A 22998-nucleotide genomic window follows, 5' to 3' on the forward strand; every position below is an offset into this window, starting at 1 on the left:
GAAATCATCATTTCGCAGTCTAAATAATGAAGCCTTAAGCCAACCTTAATTTATTGCGATAATCATAAAACCACAGATAAGCGGCACAACATGAAACAACGAAAAAAAGACATAATTAATTACAATGCAAAAATGAACTTTCCACGAATAACAGAATAACAAAATGTCGTTTTATTGATTTGCAGCAAGAAATCAATCTTCACCAAATAAGTCTCGTGTATAGACTTTGCCCATCACATCTTTTAATTCATCGGCATAACGATTGGTAATAATAATGTCACACTGTTGTTTGAAGCTGTCGAGTTGATGAATGATAGGAAAATCTAAAAAATCATCATCATCAATCCCAGGTTCATAAATTACTACCTTGATTCCTTTCGCTTTTATCCTTTTCATAATCCCCTGAATGGAAGAAAAGCGAAAATTATCCGATCCCGCTTTCATGATGAGGCGGTGGACGCCGACGGTTTTCGGATGGCGACGGATAATCGTGTCGGCAATGAAGTCTTTCCGCGTATGGTTAGCGTCTACGATAGCCTTGATCAGGTTATTCGGCACGGTACGATAATTCGCCAAAAGCTGCCGGGTATCCTTCGGTAAACAGTAGCCGCCATAGCCGAACGACGGATTATTGTAATAATCGCCAATACGCGGATCGAGGCATACGCCTTCAATAATCTGCCGGGTATTCAGCCCCAGCGATTCGGCATAGCTGTCCAACTCATTAAAGTAGGCCACGCGCATCGCCAGAAAGGTATTTGCAAACAATTTTATCGCTTCAGCTTCGGTTGGGTCGGTAAACAACACGCGAATGTCTTTTTTTAATGCGCATTCCATCAATAGGTTAGCGAAGAACCGTGCCCTTTCTGATCGCTCGCCCACCACAATCCGCGACGGGTAAAGATTGTCGTGTAGCGCCTTTCCCTCACGCAAAAACTCGGGCGAAAAAATGACATTATCCGTATCCAACTGCTGGCTGATTTTCTCGGTGAAGCCAACGGGCACCGTCGATTTAATCACCATAATGGCCTGCGGATTAATCGCCAGCACGTCGCGAATGACTGCCTCTACCGACGACGTGTTGAAATAGTTGGTTTGCGGATCGTAATCCGTCGGCGTAGCGATAATCACGAACTGCGCATCGGTATACGCCTCATGCTTATCCAGCGTCGCAGAAAAATTCAGCGTTTCATGTTGTAAAAAACGCTCAATCTCGGCGTCATTAATCGGCGATTTTCTTTGATTCAACAGCGCCACTTTTTCAGCCACAATATCCAACGCCACAACCTGATGCTGTTGCGCTAATAATAATCCATTCGATAAACCGACATATCCCGTTCCGCTAATCGCTATTTTCATGAAGGGCTCTTTATTTCATTACTGGCTAAACAAACCTATTTCGCCGCAGTATCTTTCTTCTGTTTTCATCTGAATAGAGGGGTAACATGTCAATTTATTTCTTGTTCCTCTCCCGCGATGCATCGCTACCATTCACAAATACACTGTTACTTTATCCGTCGATAACGTCGGAAGCACAGCATCCTTATCATTAGCAATTCCAGTTAAACGCCAATTAAACATAGCGTATTTAATGATAAATAAAGATCTTCTTACACCTTGTGACTTTTTTAAATCATTAGCGTGAAAACAAATTTTCATGAATTTATGTAACGCGACGTCATTTATCTTAGATGATATTGGCGAATAAACATGATGATACCGGTTTATTTTCAAGTTTTTATCAAGGCTACATAGAGATAGTGTGTAGAGACGTTACTTTATTATCAAAGCGACTTAGGATTCGATAATAACCGACAAAAAACATAAGAAAGTCTCATCAATAACGGCGCAAATGGCGAGAGCGTCTACACTTATCATCAGTCATCTCTCTGGCTAAGGATGGGAAGGACAATGAAGGCCAGCACGCACGACAGAGCCAACCAGTATCAAATGCCGCTCCAAAAATTGATGATTGTTTTTATGCTATTCATCATCACCACAGTAGTGGCGCTGAACGGATGGGCTGTCTTCAATTCTCACCAACAGCTTATCGATTCCACAGAGCGAAACGCCAAAAATCTGTCGCTGTCGCTGGCCCGCCATGCCGAAGATACGTTTTTACAAGTCGATATATTGTTGCAGGATTTACAAGAGCGCGTCGAGCAGGATGGTCAATCGCCCGCGCAATTGAACCGTCTGGGCGATATTCTAAAAAGCCGTAAAGCAGCGCTGCCGCAGCTGCATGGCCTCTTCATTTACGATGACAAAGGCGAATGGCTGGTGAACTCAGGAATATCAAAACCAGCCAATGCCAATAACGCCGACCGAGAGTATTTCAAGTATCACCAGAACAACGTCAGCCAGACCATGCATATCGGCAGCGTGATTCAGAGCCGCTCTACGGGCGATCTGATCATTCCCGTTTCCATGCGTATCAATAAGCCAGACGGCAGTTTTAACGGCGTGCTGCTCGCCACACTCTCGCTGAGCTACTTCAAACAGTATTATGGCTACTACTCGCTGGGGAACATGGATGTGCTCGCCATCCTGCTTTCCGATGGACGGATCCTGTATGGTCGACCTTACGACGATTCATACGTTAACCGGAATGTATCCAGCGGCCCGCTCTTTTCAGAGCATCTGAAACAGTCCGAAAGTGGCACGGCAACCTTTGTCTCCACACTCGATCACATCGAACGTATTTATGGTTACACCAAATTGAAACGCTACCCCATCGTCATCGCAGCAGGTTACGATCTTGGGCTAGTGCTCGAAAAATGGAGAGCAGACAGTCTGGTCTACGGCGCCATTACCTTAATTCTGCTGTTCACGATTATCCTACTCGGTCTGATCGTGCTGAGACAGATTCGTATGAATTTGAAAAATCAGATCGATTTAACCATCGTGCGTGATGAACTCACGTCGGTTAACCACACGTTGCAAACGCTGGCGCTGTTCGATGGCTTGACGGGCTTAGCCAACCGCCGCCAGTTCGATATTTTCCTGCAACAAACCCTATTGCAGGCTGCGGAGAAGCAGCAGTGTATCGCGCTGATCATGATCGATGTCGACGCCTTCAAGAAATATAACGACCACTATGGGCATGTGGCAGGCGATGAGTGTCTGCGCAAGATCGGTAACCTCCTGAGCAATATGCTGAGGCGTAAAGAAGATTTGGTCGCCCGCTATGGCGGTGAGGAGTTTGCTATCATCATCACCGAGACAGATAAACAAAGCGCTGCCGCGCTGGCTCAGCGTGCGCTGGATTTAGTACGCGAAGAAAAGATCCCGCATGAAACCACGCTATTCCCGGAAAAAATCGTCACCATTAGCGCCGGTGTCTACGTGTTCCGCGCCGATAACCCACCACCAGCGGCGTCATCCGTTATCGATATCGCCGATGCCGCGCTGTATCGCGCCAAAAATGGCGGCAAAAACCGTATAGAGGTGAATGAATAGCAAGAATAATTGGGACATATACCCTAAATAATTCGAGTTTCAGGCAGGCGGCAAGCGAGGGAATCCCGATGAGCTTACTCAAGTAAGTGATTCGGGTGAGTGAACGCAGCCAACGCACATGCAACTTGAAGTATGACGGGTATAGAAACAATTAATGTTGATGCAAGACCTGACAGCACGCGCAGCTTCTGACAAAATAGCGGCCATCTCCCCCCTATTTCAAATTGATGGGTCTCTTCTCAGATGGCAGCAAAGATTATTGATGGTAAAACGATTGCGCAGCAGGTCAAAGACGAAGTTGCCGCACGAGTCACGCAGCGTTTAGCAGAAGGAAAACGCGCACCGGGTCTGGCTGTGGTGCTGGTCGGCGAGAATCCAGCGTCACAGATTTATGTCGCCAGCAAGCGCAAGGTGTGTGAAGAAGTCGGCTTTATTTCCCGCTCTTATGATTTGCCCATTACCACAACGGAATCTGAGCTGTTGGCGCTTATCGACCAGCTCAACGCCGACCAGACAATTGACGGTATTCTGGTTCAGCTTCCGCTACCGGAAGGCATCGATAACACCAAGGTGATTGAACGCATTGCGCCAAGTAAAGATGTGGACGGCTTCCATCCTTACAACGTGGGTCGCCTGTGTCAGCGCGCGCCAATGCTACGCGCCTGTACACCACGCGGCATCATCACGCTGCTGGAACGTTATAATATCGACACCTTCGGGCTGAATGCCGTTGTCGTCGGCGCATCTAATATCGTTGGCCGCCCGATGAGTCTGGAGCTGCTGCTGGCTGGCTGCACCACGACCGTTACGCACCGTTTCACCAAAAATCTGCGCCACCATGTTGAAAACGCCGATCTGCTGGTTGTCGCCGTGGGTAAACCGGGCTTCATTCCTGGCGAATGGATTAAACCGGGCGCGATTGTGCTGGACGTGGGTATAAACCGTCTGGAAAGCGGCAAAGTGGTTGGCGATGTGGAATTTGAAACCGCGCAGGAAAGAGCGTCTTATATCAGCCCCGTGCCGGGCGGCGTCGGCCCAATGACCGTTGCCACACTGATTCAAAACACGCTACAGGCGTGCGAAGAGTATCATGACCACGCCGAATAATTGGCGATAAGGTCAAACACCGATAAGCAGGAATTTATGGCAACCTTTAATCTTGAAAAGCATCCGCACGTTGAACTGTGCGATCTCTTGAAACTGCTGGGCTGGAGTGAAAGTGGCGCAGCAGCCAAACTGTCTATCGCCGCAGGCGAGGTGACCGTTGACGGCCAGACGGAAACGCGCAAGCGCTGCAAAATCGTTGCCGGGCAAACCGTTCAGTTCAATGGCGAGACGGTCAAAGTGACCGAGTAACCCTCGTGGCGTCGATGATGACGAAAAAAAGCCCGCAATTTCATTTTTGCGGGCTTTTTATTTACTGAAAGCGTATTACAAGAAGAAAGCGTTACTTACGGCGCCAGATCGTTCCCTGCGGGCCATCTTCCAGCACGATCCCCATTTCATTTAAGCGATCGCGAGCCTGATCCGCCAGCGCCCAGTCTTTCGCCGCACGCGCATCTTTACGCTGTTGGATTAACGCTTCGATTTCTTTCACTTCCTCGTCATCCACCTGCGCGCAATTTTGCAGGAACTGCTCAGGATCCTGCTCCAGCAGGCCAAGCACGCCGGACAGTTTACGCAGTGCCGATGCCAGCTGGTTCGCCGCGTGTACATCTTCCGTTTTCAGGCGGTTAACTTCACGCGCCATATCAAACAATACCGAATAGGCTTCCGGCGTGTTGAAATCGTCGTCCATCGCTTCGCGGAAACGGGCTTCAAACTCGTCACCGCCGTGCGCCGCAGCGCCGGCATCCGTTCCACGCAGCGCCGTATACAGACGATCCAGCGCTGCACGCGCCTGTTTCAGGTTGTCTTCGCTGTAGTTCAACTGGCTACGATAGTGGCCTGACATCAGGAAGTAACGCACGGTTTCCGGATCGTAATACGCCAGCACGTCGCGTACGGTGAAGAAGTTATTGAGCGACTTTGACATCTTCTCGCGGTCAACCATCACCATGCCAGAGTGCATCCAGTAATTCACATACGAACCGTCGTGTGCACAGCTGGACTGCGCGATCTCGTTTTCGTGGTGCGGGAACATCAAATCTGAACCACCGCCGTGGATATCAAAATGCGTGCCCAGCTGTTTGCAGTTCATGGCAGAACATTCGATATGCCAGCCAGGGCGCCCTTCTCCCCACGGAGAGGACCAGTGTGGTTCACCCGGCTTGGACATTTTCCACAGCACGAAGTCCATCGGGTTACGCTTCACTTCGGTAATTTCAACGCGCGCGCCAGCCTGCAACTGATCCAGATCCTGACGAGACAGCACACCGTAGCCCGGCGCAGTATCAACGGAGAACATCACATCACCATTACTTGCAACATAGGCGTGGCGACGGGCAATCAGCGTTTCCACCATTTCGATGATGTCAGCAATATGGTGCGTCGCACGCGGCTCGGCATCCGGACGCAGAATATTCAACGCATCAAAATCGGCGTGCATCTCTGCGATCATGCGGGTCGTCAGCTGGTCGCTGGTTTCTCCGTTCTCGATCGCACGTTTAATAATTTTGTCGTCAATATCAGTGACATTACGCACATATTTCAGTGAATATCCCAGATACCGCAAGTAGCGCGCCACCACATCAAACGCCACGAAAGTACGCCCGTGACCGATATGACACAGGTCATAAACGGTGATGCCACACACATACATTCCCACCTGACCGGCGTGGATGGGTTTAAATTCCTCTTTTTGGCGACTCAGCGTATTAAAAATCTTTAGCATCAGGGCGTTCCAGTGTTTTTATAAAAAATGGTTTTCACAAAAAAATGGTTTCAAAGAAATGGTTTTCACAGCCGCGGTTAGCGTCAGCGACATCAATGCATTCAGGGTTGACACCCAACGGCGTATTGAAACCTGAACCCTACTGTATTGCAAGGTTAATAAGAAGAGGGAATCGGCGAGAAAGGATAAAAATGAAATGGCCCGGAAAATCCGGGCCATTTCACATCATTGGCGGTGACAGACAAAAGCAATCCGCCGACAAAAAACCATTAACGCCAGCGCGGATTGGACATCACAGAGTATTTTCCGCTACCGAGCAGGGCAATTGCGATGCCCGCAAAGAAGAACACTGCTGTACCTTCAACACCCCAGGCACCGGTTTTGGCCAGCGTGACGAAACCAGCAGGGTGAACCAGTAACGTCGCCACCACCATCGTGAAAGAGAAGATCAGCGCAGAAGGACGTGTAAGAATCCCGAGAATCATCAGAATCGGGGTGATGACTTCTCCGACATAGACACCGTAACCAACAAAAGCAGGGAGCCCTGCCGAGGTCAGCATGCCTTCAATGGCACCGATTCCACCGTGTACCTTATGCCAGCCATGAAACAGCATCAAAACGCTGAAAGATACGCGCAAAAACAGTTTGCCAAAATCCGGTTTGTCTAATAAACGATTAACACTATCCAGAATACCCAGCATAGTTCACCTATCTCTTTAGAGTTATTTATGAAGAATAAGAATTACTCTCAGATTAATCTGGGCCGTAAAAAAAGAACACGTTGATTACGCAAAACATTGATCTGGGGCAACAAAAATCTCATTCAAATTAATTAACTATAACTTTAAATTTTAATCAGTTTATTTGTTTTTAAAAGTCCCTATTGCCTGATGAACACCTTATTGCGCACTATTCTTAAGCACACATATTATTTGCCGCCTACCAAAATCAGAGTAGTAAACCTTTTTATACGATTTTCTCATCCTTCCGACCGCCAACAGCGGTGCGGTAAGCGCGAAGTACTGACTCAATCGACCAGTTATGCTATAACAGCGCTCTTGTTGTTCACCGCCTTTTGTGAACAGCACTCTTAATCACTAAGGCTATCTAGGGTTCATTATTATGATTACGCTTCATACCAACCACGGCGATATCGTTATTAATACGTTTGCAGACAAGGCGCCGGTTACCGTAGAAAACTTCCTGAACTACTGTCGCAGCGGTTTTTATGACAACACGATTTTTCACCGCGTGATTAATGGTTTCATGATCCAGGGCGGCGGCTTCGCTCCCGGCATGGATCAGAAAGAAACCAATGCGACAATCAAAAATGAAGCCAACAACGGCCTGAAAAACACCCGTGGCACGCTGGCGATGGCGCGTACCAACGATCCGCACTCTGCAACTGCCCAGTTCTTTATCAACCTCGTTGATAACGATTTCCTGAACTTCCGTTCAGAGCGTGCCGATGGTTGGGGCTACTGCGTATTCGCTGAAGTCACCGAAGGCATGGACGTCGTTGATAAAATCAAAGGCGTGGCTACTGGCCGCAGCGGCATGCACCAGGACGTACCGAAAGAAGACGTGGTGATTACCCACGTAACGGTCAGCGAATAATCCGACCTGCATGGCAACGCTGTTTATTGCCGATCTGCATTTAAGTGTTCATGAACCGGCGATTACCGCCGGTTTTCTGCGTTTTTTACGCCATGACGCGATTCATGCCGATGCGCTATACATACTTGGCGACCTGTTCGACGCCTGGATTGGTGACGACGATCCCCAGCCGCTGCATGCGACTGTCGCCGCGGAACTGTATGCCTTGCATCAGCGCGGCATTCCCTGCTATTTCGTACACGGTAACCGTGATTTCCTGATCGGTAAGCGTTTCGCCAAACAAAGCGGAATGACGCTGCTGCCGACGGAAACGGTGCTCAACCTCTACGGTCAGCAGCTCCTCATTCTGCATGGCGATACGCTGTGCACTGACGATCAGCATTACCAGCAATTCCGCCGTCGGGTACACAACCCGTTCATTCAGCGACTCTTCCTGCTATTACCGCTGTCATTACGGATGAAAATTGCGGCGAAGATGCGGGCAACCAGCCAGCACGAAAACCAGAAAAAGTCGCAGCAGATTATGGATGTCAATCACGATGCTGTGCTTGAACGCTTACGGCATTATCAGGTGAAGACGATGATCCACGGCCACACGCACCGCCCGGCTATTCATCAGGTCGATCTCGGCGAATCTTCGGGTCGTCGTGCCGTTCTGGGTGCCTGGCATGAGGAAGGGTCGATGATTAAGGTCACACCACAAAATATCGAACTGATTTCCTTCCCATTTTAATGCGTTTCCTGACATTGACTTAACGGACTCTCACCTTATTCCCCCCGCATTTCCGCATACGCAACCGTTTTCCTCGCCATAATGGCGTGATATGCTCTACGCCCTCAACGCCAGACCCTCCCTGTCTGGCCGACGCGAACGCGTCACGAACACGTACAATCACAGGAGCGTTACAGGCATGTCATCCAACGTTGCCCCGGCTAAAATTGCCATCGTCATGGGTTCAAAGAGTGACTGGGCCACCATGCAGTTTGCTGCGGAAATCCTCACCACGCTGAACATTCCTTTTCATACCGAAGTCGTTTCCGCACACCGGACGCCGGATAAACTGTTCAGCTTTGCTGAGCAAGCGGCACAGAACGGTTTTGATGTGATTATCGCGGGCGCAGGCGGCGCAGCACACCTGCCGGGTATGCTGGCAGCGAAAACGCTGGTTCCCGTGCTTGGCGTGCCGGTACAAAGCTCAACGCTGAGCGGTGTAGACAGCCTGTATTCCATCGTCCAAATGCCTCGCGGTATTCCGGTCGGCACGTTGGCCATTGGCAAAGCGGGCGCAGCGAATGCCGCTCTGCTGGCCGCACAAATTCTCGCCCTACATGACAATGGCATCGCCACCCGACTGGCAGACTGGCGTCAGGCGCAAACCGATGATGTGCTCTCTCATCCCGATCCGCGGGAGGAGGCATGAAACCGGTCTGCGTATTAGGCAATGGTCAGTTGGGCAGAATGCTGCGTCAGGCTGGTGAACCGCTAGGTATTGCGGTTTACCCAGTAGGACTGGATGCAGAGCCAGAGTCGGTTCCGTTTCATAACAGTGTCATTACCGCCGAGATCGAACGCTGGCCGGAAACCGCCCTCACCCGCGAGTTGGCCGAGCACACGGCGTTTGCAAACCGCGATATTTTCCCGCGTCTGGCCGATCGCCTGACACAAAAGCAGCTGCTGGATTCTCTGAATCTGGCCACCGCTCCATGGCAACTGCTGGCTAGCGCCGATGAATGGCCACACGTCTTCGGCTCATTGGGTGAATTAGCGATCGTTAAACGTCGCGTCGGCGGTTACGACGGTCGTGGACAGTGGCGCTTGCGCGATGGCGAACAGCACACGCTGCCCGCTGACTGCTACGGCGAATGCATCGTTGAGCAAGGCATTAATTTTTCTGGCGAAGTTTCGCTGGTAGGTGCCCGCAATACGCACGGCAAATGTGTGTTCTACCCGCTCACTCATAACCTGCATCAGGACGGCATTCTGCGCACCAGCGTGGCTTTCCCTCAACCCGATCCGCAGTTGCAGCAGCAGGCTGAACAGATGCTGTCCGCAATCATGAATGCGCTGGGTTATGTGGGCGTGATGGCGATGGAATGCTTTATCGTCGGCGACCATCTGCTTATTAACGAGCTGGCTCCACGCGTACACAATAGCGGACACTGGACGCAAAATGGTGCGTCAATCAGCCAGTTTGAGCTGCATCTGCGCGCCATTCTGGATCTGCCGCTGCCAGTACCGGTTGTCGAAACGCCGTCGGTGATGGTCAACCTGATCGGCACTGACGTGAATATCGACTGGCTGGCGCTGCCGCTGGTACATCTGCACTGGTATGAGAAAGAGGTACGTCCCGGCCGCAAAGTTGGACACCTCAATCTACCGTCGTCGGACACCGCACAGTTGCAACGCACGTTGCAATCGCTGGCGCCTCTATTACCAGAGGAATACCACAGCGGTCTGGCGTGGGCAGAGGAAAAACTCACTGCCTGACAGATCGGTGACCGTTATCCGGCAGGTCGCAATCTGCCGGATAACGGTCATCTGATGCGAAGCAACCGCAGGAACCGCACCCTCGAGATGTCTTCAAAAGAGAAAAATCATCATTACGCGTGACATCAGCAAAATTGCGTTTATTATTTCATCGGCCTTTTATTTTATTTATTGTTCATTTTTCATCACTCAACAATTAAATAAAGTATCAATAACGAGCCGTTAAAAATATTTAAAATAAAGTATCAAGTTTGATATTTTAATTTGCGCGGAAATTTATTAAAATATTTCCCGTCAATTCATTTCTGTGATCGCCTCAATATTATTCGCTGACCACCACGATATAGAATGCCGCCACAAAACAGTATTGACCTACTGACATAATTAGCAACATGTCTCGTTCGTTTTTTAGACTCCGTAACGGCAACTTGCCGATACTGTAATTTTTATAATCCACATCATGTGGCAATACTCTTGTAACAGAGTATTAATATGTTCACCGAGGAGAGATCAGTATATGAGCACCATTCAAGATAGCGGCCAGGTGTTAGAACAGGCTTCAGGATGGCGTAAAAGCGATACCGTCTGGATGCTGGGCCTCTACGGCACGGCCATCGGCGCTGGCGTGTTATTCTTACCCATCAATGCCGGTATTGGTGGTTTAATTCCGTTAATTATCATGGCGCTGATTGCCTTCCCGATGACATATTATTCTCACCGTGCTTTATGCCGTTTTGTATTATCCGGCAAGAAAGGTGGCGAAGATATTACCGAAGTTGTTGAAGAACATTTCGGCGTTGGTGCGGGTAAATTAATCACTTTGCTTTATTTTTTCGCTATTTATCCGATCCTATTAGTTTATAGCGTTGCCATTACCAATACGGTAGATAGCTTTATTACTCACCAATTGCATTTGCCTTCTCCGCCACGTGCGCTGCTGTCATTAATATTGATTCTCGGATTAATGTTTATTGTCCGCTTCGGTGAAGCGATGATCGTTAAGGCAATGAGTATTCTGGTTTACCCGTTTGTTGCCGTGCTGATGTTGCTGGCGCTTTATTTAATTCCAAACTGGAATACCTCTGTTTTTGAAAACATTTCTTTGAGTTCCAGCGTCACGGGCAACGGTCTGTTGGCGACATTATGGCTGGCTATTCCGGTGATGGTTTTCTCCTTCAACCACTCACCAATCATCTCCTCTTTCGCCGTTGCCAAACGTAAAGAATATGGCGATGACGCCGAGCAAAAATGCTCACGCATTCTGTCTTACAGCCACATCATGATGGTGCTGACCGTGATGTTCTTCGTCTTCAGCTGTGTACTGAGCCTTTCTCCGGCTGAGCTGATGGAAGCGAAAGCACAGAACATTTCTATTCTGTCCTATCTGGCGAACCACTTTAACAACCCGGTAATCGGCTATCTGGCACCGGTTATTGCCACCATCGCGATCTCTAAATCGTTCCTGGGTCACTATCTGGGTGCGGGCGAAGGTTTTAACGGCATGATCGTGAAATCCCTGCGCAGCAGAGGCAAAACCATCTCCAACACCAAATTGAACCGCATCACTGCGCTGTTCATGCTGATCACCACCTGGATTGTTGCGACGCTGAACCCGAGCATTCTGGGCATGATCGAAACGTTGGGCGGCCCAATTATCGCGTGCCTGCTGTTCCTGATGCCGATGTACGCCATCCAGAAAGTCCCAGCGATGAAGAAATACAGCGGCCACATCAGCAACGTCTTTGTCACCCTGATGGGACTGATCGCTATTTCCGCCATTGTTTACAGCCTGCGCGATCTGCTGTAAGCCCCCTACCCTAATTTAACGCCGGCACGTTATTTTCTAGACATACCCTAAATAATTCGAGTTGTAGGAAGGCGGCAACCACACGAATCCCCAGGAGCTTACATAAGTAAGTGACTGGGGTGAGTGAGGGAAACCAACGCACATACGGCTTGAAGTATTACGGGTATGCGGCGTTTTTTTTCAAGGAAATCGCTATGGTCAGCGTATTTGATATCTTCAAAATCGGTATCGGCCCGTCCAGTTCTCATACTGTCGGCCCAATGAAAGCGGGTAAAATGTTCACCGACGATCTGGTGAATCGCGCGCTTATCTCATCGGTGACGCGTATTGTCGTTGATATTTACGGCTCACTTTCCCTGACGGGGAAAGGGCACCATACCGATATCGCTATCATTATGGGACTCGCAGGTAACCTACCGGATAGCGTAAATATCGATAGCATTCCGGCATTTATTCAACAGGTGAAAGACACTCAGCGCCTGCCGATGCTCAACGGTCAGTATGAGGTCAGCTTCCCGCTGGAATCCTCCCTGCGTTTCCAGCCGGAAAACCTGCCGCTGCATGAAAACGGCATGACCATTCGCGCCTATAACCAGCAAGAGTTGGTCTATAGCAAAACCTATTACTCCATCGGGGGCGGATTCGTCGTCGATCAGGAAAACTTCGGCAAACCCAATCTGGCAGAGGAAAGCGCGCCCTACCCGTTCTTTTCTGCCCAGAAACTGCTGCAACACTGTCACGATCACTGCCTGTCTTTATCCGCCATCGTCCTGAAAAACGAGATTGCGATGCATGGTCGGGAAGCGCTTGAGCACTATTTTGCCGACGTATGGAAAACTATGCAGGACTGCATGCACCGCGGCATGAATACGGAAGGCGTGTTGCCCGGCCCCTTACGCGTTCCGCGTCGGGCATCAGCGCTGCATCGTCTGCTGTTCATCAACGATCGTTTTTCTAACGACCCGATGGATGCGATGGACTGGGTGAACATGTTTGCCATGGCCGTGTCGGAAGAAAATGCGGCGGGCGGACGCGTCGTCACCGCACCGACTAACGGCGCATGCGGCATTATTCCTGCCGTGCTGGCTTATTACGATCGTTACGTTCAACCGGTCACCCCGGAATCTTACCTGCGTTATTTCCTGGCATCCGGCGCTATCGGCATGCTCTACAAAATGAACGCCTCTATTTCCGGTGCGGAAGTGGGCTGTCAGGGAGAAGTCGGCGTGGCCTGTTCGATGGCGGCGGCAGGTCTGGCTGAGCTACTCGGCGCGAATCCTGAGCAGGTATGCATCGCGGCGGAAATCGGCATGGAGCATAATCTGGGGCTGACATGCGACCCGGTAGCGGGTCAGGTTCAGGTGCCGTGCATCGAACGCAACGCCATCGCCTCCGTGAAGGCGATCAACGCCGCCAGAATGGCAATGCGCCGCACCAGCGAGCCACGCGTATCGCTGGATAAGGTCGTTGAAACCATGTACGAAACCGGCAAAGACATGAACGCCAAGTACCGTGAAACGTCTCGCGGTGGTTTGGCGATTAAAGTCGTTCTGTGCGAATAATATCCCTAGGGGATCGTGGAGAAGGATAAACTTGCTTTGTCGCGTTAAATTTCTGGCAGATTAACGCGACAATCAGGGTTCATACATAAGGGTTAATGCATTTGCATTAGCCCTTTATTTTTTATCGCTTTCAGGCAGCGACCAGACAATGTTGTTTTCAGCCGCCGCGATATACCAATCTACCGTGCTGTTAGCGGGTTTCTTGATATTTTCATGCTTGGTGAGTGCTTTGGCAGGAAAGGTCGCGGCTTTCTTTCTGATACGCAGCGGCGTCTGTTTTTTCTCGCCGCTGATCTGCGCATGGAAGGATTCCACTTCGGCATCGAAGAGCACGCCTTCAATCTGATGCAGACGGTTCAACCCACGCAGAATAGAAAGCAGGCTGCTGAGCGTAATGGATTCGCCCATTTCCGCACGCTTTATCGTTGCGATTCCCAGCCCCGCCCGCTCGGCAAGATCGACCTGCGAGAGACGCTGCTGAATTCTGGAGTCTTTTATTCTCCGGCACAGCTCGGTAATAATTTCGCCTTCGTTCATGGTACTGAATTTCATCTTACCCGCCACTTGCCAGAGTCAAAAAATTTGCGCGCATTTTATCATCAATTTTTCAAATGGCACGGACAATTGATGAACGGTATCCATAATTTTTTTAGGTCATTTAAACGCAGTAGTCTGATGAAATTTCACCCAAAGCGCCCGGTGATATAATCCTCCGTGCGACGCTGTGTCGGAGAGGTAAACAGATCGTCCGTACAGTTGTACTCGATCAGTTTTCCCTGATTGATAAACGCAGTGTAATCCGACACGCGCGCGGCCTGCTGCATGTTGTGCGTTACCAGCACCAGCGTGAAATGCTGCTTTAGCGTTCCCATCAGTTCCTCGACAACCAGCGTCGAAATGGGATCGAGCGCGGAGGTCGGCTCATCCAGCAACAACACTTCCGGCTCAATGGCGATTGCACGGGCGATCACCAAACGCTGCTGCTGCCCGCTGGATAGCGTTAACGCGTTATCGCTCAGACGATCCTTCACCTCATGCCAAAGCGCCGCTGCACGTAGCGCACGCTCAACGGCATCATCCAGAAAACGGCGATCGCGTAGCCCCTGCAATCTCAGGCCATAAATCACGTTTTCATAGATCGACTTGGGAAACGGATTCGGTCGTTGAAAAACCATCCCCACCCGACGGCGCAACGTGGCAACATCCAACTGTGGGTCGTTAATAGGCATACCGTTCAGCCGGATATCACCCTCGGTGCGGCAGTCATCCACCAGATCATTCATGCGATTAAAGCAGCGTAACAGCGTGGATTTACCACAGCCCGACGGCCCAATCAGCGCCGTCACCTGATTCTTCGGAATGCGAATCGAAATATCGTTCAGTGCCTGCTTGTCGCCATAGTAAAGATTCAGATGTTCCACGGTTAACGTCGTCTGCTCATCACTCAGTTGATGAACATCAGGCAGCGGTGCCATCTCCTTTTGTGTCATAAATCCCATAACTTCATCCTACTTTCAGAGTGATAACGAACGATATTTCTCACGCAGAACATGGCGAATCCCAATCGCTGCAAGGTTCAACCCAACAACAATCAACACCAGCAGCAGTGCGGTGATGTACACCAGCGGTCTTGCCGCTTCGACGTCCGGGCTTTGGAACGCCAGATCGTAGATTTGGAATCCCAAATGCATAAATTTTCGCTCAAGATGTAAATAAGGGAAAATGTCATCAACCGGTAACACCGGCACCGACTTCACCACGCCGACTAACATCAGCGGCGCGGTTTCCCCTGCGGCACGCGCCACGGCGAGGATCAAGCCCGTCATCATCGCGGGAACCGCCATCGGCAGCACAACGTGCCACAGCGTTTCGGCCTTGGTAGCGCCCAACGCCAGTGAGCCGTGGCGCACAGACATCGGAATGCGCGACAGCCCTTCTTCCGTCGCCACAATCACCACCGGCAGCGTCAGCAGAGCCAGCGTCAGCGATGCCCACAGAAGCCCCGGCGTACCAAACGTCGGATTCGGCAGTGCTTCAGAATAGAACAGCTGATCCAACGTGCCACCGATGAGATAAACAAAAAAGCCTAACCCGAACACGCCGTACACAATGGAAGGCACCCCAGCCAGATTGACCACGGCAATCCGCACCCAGCGCGTTAAGCTGTTTTTCCCCGCGTATTCATGCAGATAAACTGCGGCGATCACCCCCAATGGCATCACCACGATGGACATCAACACCACCATCAGCACGGTGCCAAAAATGGCGGGGAAAAGGTGGCCCGCGCTGTTGCTGTCCGGCGAGTAGTGCACCAGCATGTATTTCGCCTGATTACCCCAGTGGCTGACTTTTTCCCACGGGCTCATCGCGTTAGGGTACCAGGCCTGTTCAATGTCTCTGAGCGGAATAAGATGGACGCTGCCGTTCGCGTCCCGCAATTGCACGGTATCGCGATTAATGTCCAGATTGAGTGAGGTTAGCTGGCGCGACAGCTCATCAAAGCGGCGTTGCAGCTCAATGCGCTCAGCCTGAAGACGGGCTAGCGCCTGATTATCCAACGTCTTGGCCTGCTGCCGCTTTTTCTCTTCCAGCCGCAGCGTCTCAAACTGCTGGTTGATCTTCGCCATCTCCCCCATACGGATGGCCTGCGTCTTCGCAAGCAATCCCTGCACCTGCTCGACGCGATGCTGTAAGGTGGCGGGGAGATCCGTTGCCACCAGCGGCTGCTCGCCCTCCAGCATGCCAGCCAGATAACCATAGGCGGTGCCATTGTTCGTCCGCTTCAACACCAGAATGTCGGCGGGTTTATCAAAGCGGACAATGTCGCGCGACAACAGCGTACGAAAGCTCTGCCCATGAATTTCACGCTGGCCAATTTTGATCAAATAGCGTGTTTCATCATCCTCAGACGAAGAGGACAAACCAGCCTGTTCCAGCTGCTGGCGCGAAAGCGTCTGCTCGGCATAAATTTCCCCTATCAGTGCACGCTGCGCACCCTGCTCCGGCTGTAGCGTCAGCAGCCAGACAGGCTGCGGCCACAGGTAGCCCATGCCCTGCCCGGCCAGCAGCACGATAATTGCCAGCATCGCCAGCAGGCTAATGGAAATTGACGATGCGGTCAGCCACACCCAGGGCCTTCCCGAACGGAACCAGCGCTTCACGCGTTTTCTCCTTCATCACGGTAGCGTTGGCGTAAGCGCTGCCGGATAGTTTCAGCCAGCGTATTCACGATGAACGTGAAAACAAACAGCGTTAATGCCGTTAAGAACAGCACCCGATAGTGACCACTGTTCGTCACCGCTTCCGGCATTTCAATAGCGATATTCGCCGCCAGCGAACGCAGGCCCTGAAGCAGACCTTCATCCATAATCGGTGTGTTGCCCGTCGCCATGAGCACAATCATGGTTTCCCCCACGGCGCGGCCAAAACTCAGCATCAGTGCGGCGAAAATCCCAGCGCTGGCGGACGGCAGCACGACGCGCCACAAGGTTTGCCAGGCCGTCGCACCCAGAGCCAGCGATCCCTGACTTAAACGAGCCGGTACGCTAAACAAGGCATCCTCTGCCAGCGAAAAAATCAGCGGGATCAGCGCGAAGCCAAGAGCAACGCCCGCCACCAGCGTGTTGCGTTGCACAAAATCATCACCCAGCCACTGGTACAGCGGCTGCCCCAGCACCCAGATCTCCATCCGCGGCGCAAGCCAACAGCCGACCACAAATGTCAGCAAGATCGTGGGAATGAGGAATAGCACGTCCCAGCCCGCAGGGAAACGGACGCGCCAGCGCGCCGGCAGGCATTCAATCAGCCAGCCGCAGCCGAGCACGGCCAGCATCCATAAAATCGGCATGACCAGAATCGCGGACAGATAGGTCGCAAAATGCGGGGCCAGCCAGATGGCCGCAATCAGGCCGACGACCACCGTAGGCAGCGCGCCCATGATTTCCAGCGTGGGTTTAATCCAGCGTCGCAACGTCGGCGACATAAAGCAGGCGGTATAGATCGCGGCGGACAGCGCCAGCGGCGTAGCAAACAGCATCGCGTAAATCGCTGCCTTCATCGTGCCCAGCATCAGCGGCATCATGCTGAATTTAGCCTGATAGCTGTCATCCGCAGACGTGGATTGCCAAATATAGGCAGGCTCCGGATAGTTCTCGTACCACAGTTTTTGCCACAGCCCGCGCCAGCCAATATCGGGATATGGGTTATCAACCTGATAGCGATGCCAGCCCTGCGCCGTTTCAATCAGCAAAGCTGAACCGCGCGGCGAAAACGCCAGCGTTTGTGCATGAGCCGGTAGCGTCTGCGTCAGCAACGCATGCGACTGCTTGCTGGCAAACAGCGACAGCTCACCCTGTGTGCTCAATGTGGCAAAGACTCGCCGCTGCGCCTCCGTTGCCAACAACACCGATTCGCCCGCAACGTGCGGAAACTGACGAATCTCTGTCAGCGTCGCGCCCTTTTCGCCCGGAACGTCAAACCATTGGCTAATCCGCCCATCAGCAGACTGCACCAGCAGCGATCGTCCACCGGACAGCAGCGCCAGATGCAGCGGTTCCGCCAACTGTAACTGTCGCTCTTCCCGCAGCGTCAGCGCGTTCGCTCCCACCTGCCACAGCGTTAATGTCTTACCGCTGAGCAAATACACCTGCTGCCCGTCTGGTGTCAGCAGCAGTTGGCTAATCGTACCCGCCGGAAGCGTAATCTGTGCCCGTTGCCGCACACCGTTTTTATCAACGTCGGCAATAATCAACGCATTTTCCTGCCCGATCGCTGCCACAACAACATGCTTTTCCCCCACTGCCGCTACTGCCAGATAACGCAGCGGCTGCGCAGGCAACCCAAGCGAATACGCCTGCTCACCCAGCGGATAATCCCAGACAGGAGAACGGTTTTCCGTACGCGATAACACAGGCTGCACGAAAACCAAACGGCTATCAGGCTGACTCAGGGCATAAACCTGTCGCTCACCCTGACTCTGCGCCAGTAAACTCAGCGCAGGAACCAGTTGAATACGCGACATGGGCTGATTTTCTGCAAACGGGATAAACTCGCCATAGCCCTGACTGTCGATGCGAAACCCGATCTGCCCGTTGTCGCTAAGCCCCAGCGCCAGCGACGGTTCCGCCCCCTGGCGTAGCACCGTTTTTTGGCCATTAACGGTGGGAGAAAGGAACAGTGGTGTCACCACATACAGTAGATAGAAGAAGATTAACAACAGCATAGCCAGCACCAGTAGCCCACTGCCCGCAACAATGCGGTGAACCAAGCGGTCGATCCACGCTCGCCGACGATCCCGATACTGTGATGTATTGCCTGTGTTTACCATTATTCTCGCCGTTAGAGTGAAGCCGCCAGAGTCGTGTTGCTAACGTATTGCGGGTAGCATATGTTGCCTTTACGCCCATAATATGACAATGGTAAGCCTGTCTATGAATTAGATTTTATCGTCATCAACACGCCATAATGTTGTTGTACCCTATCCCCACAGAAGAAGGGTATGAATATTGGATGAACCTTCAGTACATGAGTTGAGCGGAGTGACAATGGGTCAGGACAAACTCTACATAGAGAAAGAATTAAGTTGGTTATCCTTTAATGAACGAGTACTTCAGGAAGCAGCAGATAAAAGCAATCCGTTAATCGAACGCATGCGCTTTCTGGGCATTTACTCCAGCAACCTTGATGAATTTTATAAAGTCCGTTTTGCCGATTTGAAAAGACGCATTCTGATTAACGAAGAGCAAGGTCTGGACGGCAATCTGCGACACCTTTTAGGCAAAATTCAGGCGCGTGTTCTCAAAACCGATCAAATCTTTGATAGCCTGTACAACGAACTGCTGCTGGAGATGGCGCGTAACCAGATTTTTCTGGTCAACGAACGTCAGGTTTCCCCTAATCAGCAAGAGTGGCTGAGAGATTACTTCCGGCAATATCTGCGCCCGCATATCACGCCAATACTGATCTTTGACGAAACCGATCTGGTGGAGTTCCTGAAGGATAACTATACCTATCTTGCCGTCGAAATTATTCGTGGCGATGAGATCAGTTACGCTCTGCTGGAAATTCCTTCGGATAAAATACCGCGCTTTGTCAACCTGCCAGCGGAAGCGCCGCGCCGTCGTAAGACCATGATCCTCATCGATAACATTCTGCGTTACTGTCTGGATGATATCTTCAAGGGCTTCTTTGATTATGATGCACTGAACGCGTACTCCATGAAGATGACGCGCGATGCGGAATACGATCTGGTGACGGAAATGGAGTCCAGTCTGCTGGAGCTGATGTCTTCCAGCCTGAAGCAGCGTCTGACCGCCGAGCCGGTGAGATTCGTCTATCAGCGCGACATGCCGGACGCGATGGTCGCCATGCTACTCGATAAACTGGGGATCTCTTCTTATGACTCCGTCATCCCCGGCGGGCGCTACCACAATTTCAAAGATTTTATTTCTTTCCCGAACGTCGGCCGTGCCAATCTGGTCAACAAACCCCTGCCGCGCCTGCGACACACCGGCTTCAACCATTTTCGCAACGGATTTGATGCGATCCGCGAACGCGACGTGCTGCTCTATTACCCGTACCACACCTTCGAGCACGTATTGGAACTGCTGCGACAAGCCTCTTTCGACCCTAACGTGCTGTCCATCAAAATCAATATTTACCGCGTCGCCAAAGACTCGCGCATCATTAATTCGATGATCCATGCGGCGCACAACGGCAAGAAAGTGACGGTAGTGGTCGAGCTACAGGCGCGCTTTGACGAAGAGGCGAATATTCACTGGGCCAAGCGCCTGACGGAAGCCGGCGTACACGTCATTTTCTCGGTACCTGGGCTGAAGATTCACGCAAAACTGTTCCTGATTTCCCGCCGCGAAGGGGAAAACATCGTGCGTTACGCACACATCGGCACCGGTAACTTCAACGAGAAAACCGCCCGTCTGTATACCGACTACTCGCTGCTGACCGCCGACGAACGCATTACCAACGAAGTCCGTCGCGTCTTCAACTTCATTGAAAACCCCTACCGCCCGGTCAGCTTCGAACACCTGCTGGTGTCACCGCAAAACTCCCGCGACAAACTGTACCAATTGATCGATACCGAGATCGAAAATGCGCTGGCGAATCGTGATGCAGGCATTACGCTTAAGGTAAATAATCTGGTGGATAAAGGGCTGGCAGAAAAGCTGTATCAGGCTTCCTCTGCGGGCGTAAAAATCAATCTACTGGTACGTGGCATGTGTTCACTGATCCCTAATTTGCCGGGGATCAGTGAAAATATTCAGGTCATCAGTATTCTTGACCGCTATCTGGAACACGATCGGGTGTATGTCTTCAACAACGGCGGGGACAAGAAAGTCTACCTCTCTTCCGCAGACTGGATGACACGCAACATTGATTATCGCATTGAAGTCGCAGTGGAAATTCTTGATCCTGTGTTGAAAAATCGCGTGCTGGAAACGCTGGATATTCTGTTCAGCGATACGGTAAAAGCCCGTGTCATTGATAAAGAATCGAGCAACCGCTATGTCTCACGCGGCAACAAGCGTAAAGTACGCGCGCAAAATGCCATTTACGACTACATCAAGGCGTTGGAGCAACCTGGAGATAAGCCTGAATAATGCCGTTAACGAACAATGAAAAAACCGAGATAAAGCCGCAAGAATTCGCGGCTATCGACCTGGGCTCCAATAGTTTTCACATGGTGATCGCACGCGTGGTAAACGGAGCGCTTCAGGTATTGGGGCGTTTAAAACAGCGGGTACATCTGGCCGATGGGCTGGACAGTAAAAATGTGCTCAGCGAAGAAGCCATTCAGCGCGGCCTGAGCTGCCTGGCGCTGTTTGCTGAACGCCTGCAAGGCTTCCCGGCAATGAACGTTTCTATCGTCGGCACGCACGCGCTGCGTCAGGCGGTCAACGCGCAGGAGTTTCTGCGCCGCGCGGCGGATATCATTCCCTATCCGATAGAGATCATTTCCGGCCATGAAGAAGCCCGTCTGATTTTTATGGGCGTGGAGCATACGCAGCCGGAAAAAGGCCGCAAGCTGGTCATCGATATCGGTGGCGGTTCTACAGAGCTGGTTATCGGTGAAGATTTCGAGCCGATGCTGGTGGAAAGCCGTCGAATGGGGTGTGTCAGCTTCGCACAGCAGTTTTTCCCGAACGGTGAAATCAGCGAAGCTAACTTCAAGCGCGCCCGACTGGCCGCGGCACAAAAGCTGGAGACGCTGTCCTGGGAATACCGCATATACGGCTGGAAATTCGCCCTCGGCGCGTCTGGAACGATCAAAGCCACGCACGAAATTCTGGTGGAGATGGGAGAAAAAGACGGCCTGATTACTCCCGAGCGGCTAGAAATGCTACGCACACAGATCTTGCAGTTTAAGCACTTCAAAGCGCTGAGTCTGCCTGGCCTGTCCGAAGACCGTCAGTCGGTGCTGGTGCCTGGTCTGGCTATCCTGTGCGGTATTTTCGATGCGCTGGCGATCAAAGAACTACGCCTGTCCGATGGTGCGCTGCGTGAAGGCGTGCTGTACGAAATGGAAGGTCGTTTCCGCCATCAGGATATTCGCATCCGTACCGCGCAGAGTCTGGCGACCCATTACAATATTGACCGTGAGCAGGCGCGACGCGTGCGGGAAACCACGCAGCAGCTTTATGCACAATGGGCAGAACAAAATCCTAATCTGGTGCATCCACAGCTTGAGGCCATCTTGAACTGGGCTTCCATGCTGCATGAGGTTGGGTTGGGCATTAACCATAGCGGTATGCACCGTCATTCCGCCTACATTCTGCAAAACACTAACCTGCCCGGCTTCAATCAGGAACAACAGCTTGTGCTGTCCCTGATCGTGCGATTGCACCGTAAAGCGATCAAACTGGAAGAGTTGCCGCGGCTGAACCTGTTCAAAAAGAAACAATATTTGCCACTGGTGCAGCTTTTGCGCCTTGCCGCGCTGTTGAATAACCAGCGTCAGGCAACGACAACGCCAGAATCGTTACGGCTGCATACCGATGACAACTATTGGACGCTGACGTTCCCACGCGACTTCTTTACCAACAACACGCTGGTACAGCTGGATTTGGAACGGGAACAGGAATATTGGCAGGACGTCACCGGCTGGAAGCTGATGATTGAGGAAGAAAAAGCCTGATTGATGAAAACGTTACGTGGAAAATCGAACGTATTCCGCACAGTGTCGTGACGCAAAATTGTGCAACCGAGCTGGTTGGTG

Annotated in this window: 18 protein-coding genes; 11 read left to right on the plus strand and 7 right to left on the minus strand. The window is 51.5% G+C overall.

The annotated features are described in order from the left end of the window. Positions 1-192: 192 nt before the first annotated feature. Entirely contained in the window at positions 193-1359 is a 1167-nt protein-coding gene (locus tag NXT09_RS11575) for a nucleotide sugar dehydrogenase (RefSeq protein WP_205550055.1), read from the minus strand. 552 nt (positions 1360-1911) lie between these two features. Between NXT09_RS11575 and NXT09_RS11580 the strand changes: the two genes are divergently transcribed. The 3 genes from NXT09_RS11580 (at position 1912) to ybcJ (ending at position 4815) form a co-directional block, all read left to right on the plus strand. After that, positions 1912-3459, plus strand: a complete 1548-nt coding sequence (locus NXT09_RS11580; RefSeq protein ID WP_268579762.1) for a sensor domain-containing diguanylate cyclase — start codon at positions 1912-1914, stop codon at positions 3457-3459. Between the two features lie 243 nt (positions 3460-3702). Beyond that, positions 3703-4566 (plus strand): bifunctional methylenetetrahydrofolate dehydrogenase/methenyltetrahydrofolate cyclohydrolase FolD, encoded by an 864-nt coding sequence (gene folD / locus NXT09_RS11585; protein ID WP_039316385.1) that lies wholly within the window; start codon positions 3703-3705, stop codon positions 4564-4566. A gap of 36 nt (positions 4567-4602) precedes the next feature. After that, positions 4603-4815 carry a ribosome-associated protein YbcJ gene (gene ybcJ, locus NXT09_RS11590; protein WP_205550059.1) on the plus strand — a complete coding sequence of 71 codons (213 nt, stop codon included), beginning with the start codon at positions 4603-4605 and terminating at the stop codon, positions 4813-4815. A gap of 91 nt (positions 4816-4906) precedes the next feature. Here the strand turns inward: ybcJ and cysS are convergent, their stop codons facing one another. Next, positions 4907-6292 (minus strand): cysteine--tRNA ligase, encoded by a 1386-nt coding sequence (gene cysS / locus NXT09_RS11595; protein WP_268579763.1) that lies wholly within the window; start codon positions 6290-6292, stop codon positions 4907-4909. A 269-nt stretch (positions 6293-6561) separates the two neighbouring features. Then, complete coding sequence (locus tag NXT09_RS11600; protein ID WP_040044144.1) at positions 6562-6993, minus strand: DoxX family protein; 432 nt, start codon at positions 6991-6993, stop codon at positions 6562-6564. A 421-nt stretch (positions 6994-7414) separates the two neighbouring features. Between NXT09_RS11600 and ppiB the strand changes: the two genes are divergently transcribed. The 6 genes from ppiB to NXT09_RS11630 all read left to right on the plus strand — a co-directional run bounded on the left by ppiB (position 7415) and on the right by NXT09_RS11630 (position 13766). Beyond that, entirely contained in the window at positions 7415-7909 is a 495-nt protein-coding gene (gene ppiB, locus NXT09_RS11605; protein ID WP_010280320.1) for a peptidylprolyl isomerase B, read from the plus strand. 10 nt (positions 7910-7919) lie between these two features. Then, the gene (lpxH, locus tag NXT09_RS11610) at positions 7920-8642 is read left to right on the plus strand and encodes a UDP-2,3-diacylglucosamine diphosphatase (protein WP_268579764.1); all 723 of its coding nucleotides are present in this window, start codon (positions 7920-7922) and stop codon (positions 8640-8642) included. A 178-nt stretch (positions 8643-8820) separates the two neighbouring features. Beyond that, the gene (purE, locus tag NXT09_RS11615; RefSeq protein WP_014916138.1) at positions 8821-9330 is read left to right on the plus strand and encodes a 5-(carboxyamino)imidazole ribonucleotide mutase; all 510 of its coding nucleotides are present in this window, start codon (positions 8821-8823) and stop codon (positions 9328-9330) included. Further along, a complete protein-coding gene (purK, locus tag NXT09_RS11620; protein WP_268579765.1) occupies positions 9327-10397 on the plus strand; it encodes a 5-(carboxyamino)imidazole ribonucleotide synthase in 1071 nt (356 codons plus the stop codon). Before purE ends, purK begins: the two co-directional genes overlap by 4 nt. A 517-nt stretch (positions 10398-10914) precedes the next feature. After that, on the plus strand, positions 10915-12204 hold the full coding sequence (locus tag NXT09_RS11625) for an HAAAP family serine/threonine permease (RefSeq protein ID WP_205550068.1): 1290 nt from the start codon (positions 10915-10917) through the stop codon (positions 12202-12204). A gap of 194 nt (positions 12205-12398) precedes the next feature. Further along, on the plus strand, positions 12399-13766 hold the full coding sequence (locus NXT09_RS11630) for an L-serine ammonia-lyase (RefSeq protein ID WP_205550070.1): 1368 nt from the start codon (positions 12399-12401) through the stop codon (positions 13764-13766). Between the two features lie 114 nt (positions 13767-13880). On the opposite strand, the gene NXT09_RS11635 is transcribed toward NXT09_RS11630, so the two are convergent. The 4 genes from NXT09_RS11635 to NXT09_RS11650 all read right to left on the minus strand — a co-directional run bounded on the left by NXT09_RS11635 (position 13881) and on the right by NXT09_RS11650 (position 19092). Then, the gene (locus NXT09_RS11635; protein WP_010280336.1) at positions 13881-14318 is read right to left on the minus strand and encodes a helix-turn-helix domain-containing protein; all 438 of its coding nucleotides are present in this window, start codon (positions 14316-14318) and stop codon (positions 13881-13883) included. 131 nt (positions 14319-14449) lie between these two features. Beyond that, positions 14450-15265, minus strand: a complete 816-nt coding sequence (gene pstB / locus NXT09_RS11640) for a phosphate ABC transporter ATP-binding protein PstB (RefSeq protein WP_268579766.1) — start codon at positions 15263-15265, stop codon at positions 14450-14452. Between the two features lie 15 nt (positions 15266-15280). Next, positions 15281-16927, minus strand: coding sequence for a phosphate ABC transporter permease PstA (gene pstA, locus NXT09_RS11645; protein ID WP_268579767.1), 1647 nt, complete (start codon positions 16925-16927; stop codon positions 15281-15283). Further along, a complete protein-coding gene (locus tag NXT09_RS11650; RefSeq protein WP_268579768.1) occupies positions 16924-19092 on the minus strand; it encodes an ABC transporter permease subunit in 2169 nt (722 codons plus the stop codon). Before NXT09_RS11650 ends, pstA begins: the two co-directional genes overlap by 4 nt. 217 nt (positions 19093-19309) lie before the next feature. Between NXT09_RS11650 and ppk1 the strand changes: the two genes are divergently transcribed. Then, positions 19310-21382, plus strand: a complete 2073-nt coding sequence (ppk1, locus tag NXT09_RS11655) for a polyphosphate kinase 1 (RefSeq protein ID WP_205550076.1) — start codon at positions 19310-19312, stop codon at positions 21380-21382. After that, positions 21382-22917 (plus strand): exopolyphosphatase, encoded by a 1536-nt coding sequence (gene ppx / locus NXT09_RS11660; RefSeq protein WP_268579769.1) that lies wholly within the window; start codon positions 21382-21384, stop codon positions 22915-22917. The genes ppk1 and ppx overlap by 1 nt, the downstream gene beginning before the upstream one ends. Positions 22918-22998 lie beyond the last annotated feature (81 nt).

It is taken from the genome of Pectobacterium jejuense (assembly GCF_026800125.1).
In the GTDB taxonomy this organism is placed as follows: domain Bacteria; phylum Pseudomonadota; class Gammaproteobacteria; order Enterobacterales; family Enterobacteriaceae; genus Pectobacterium; species Pectobacterium jejuense.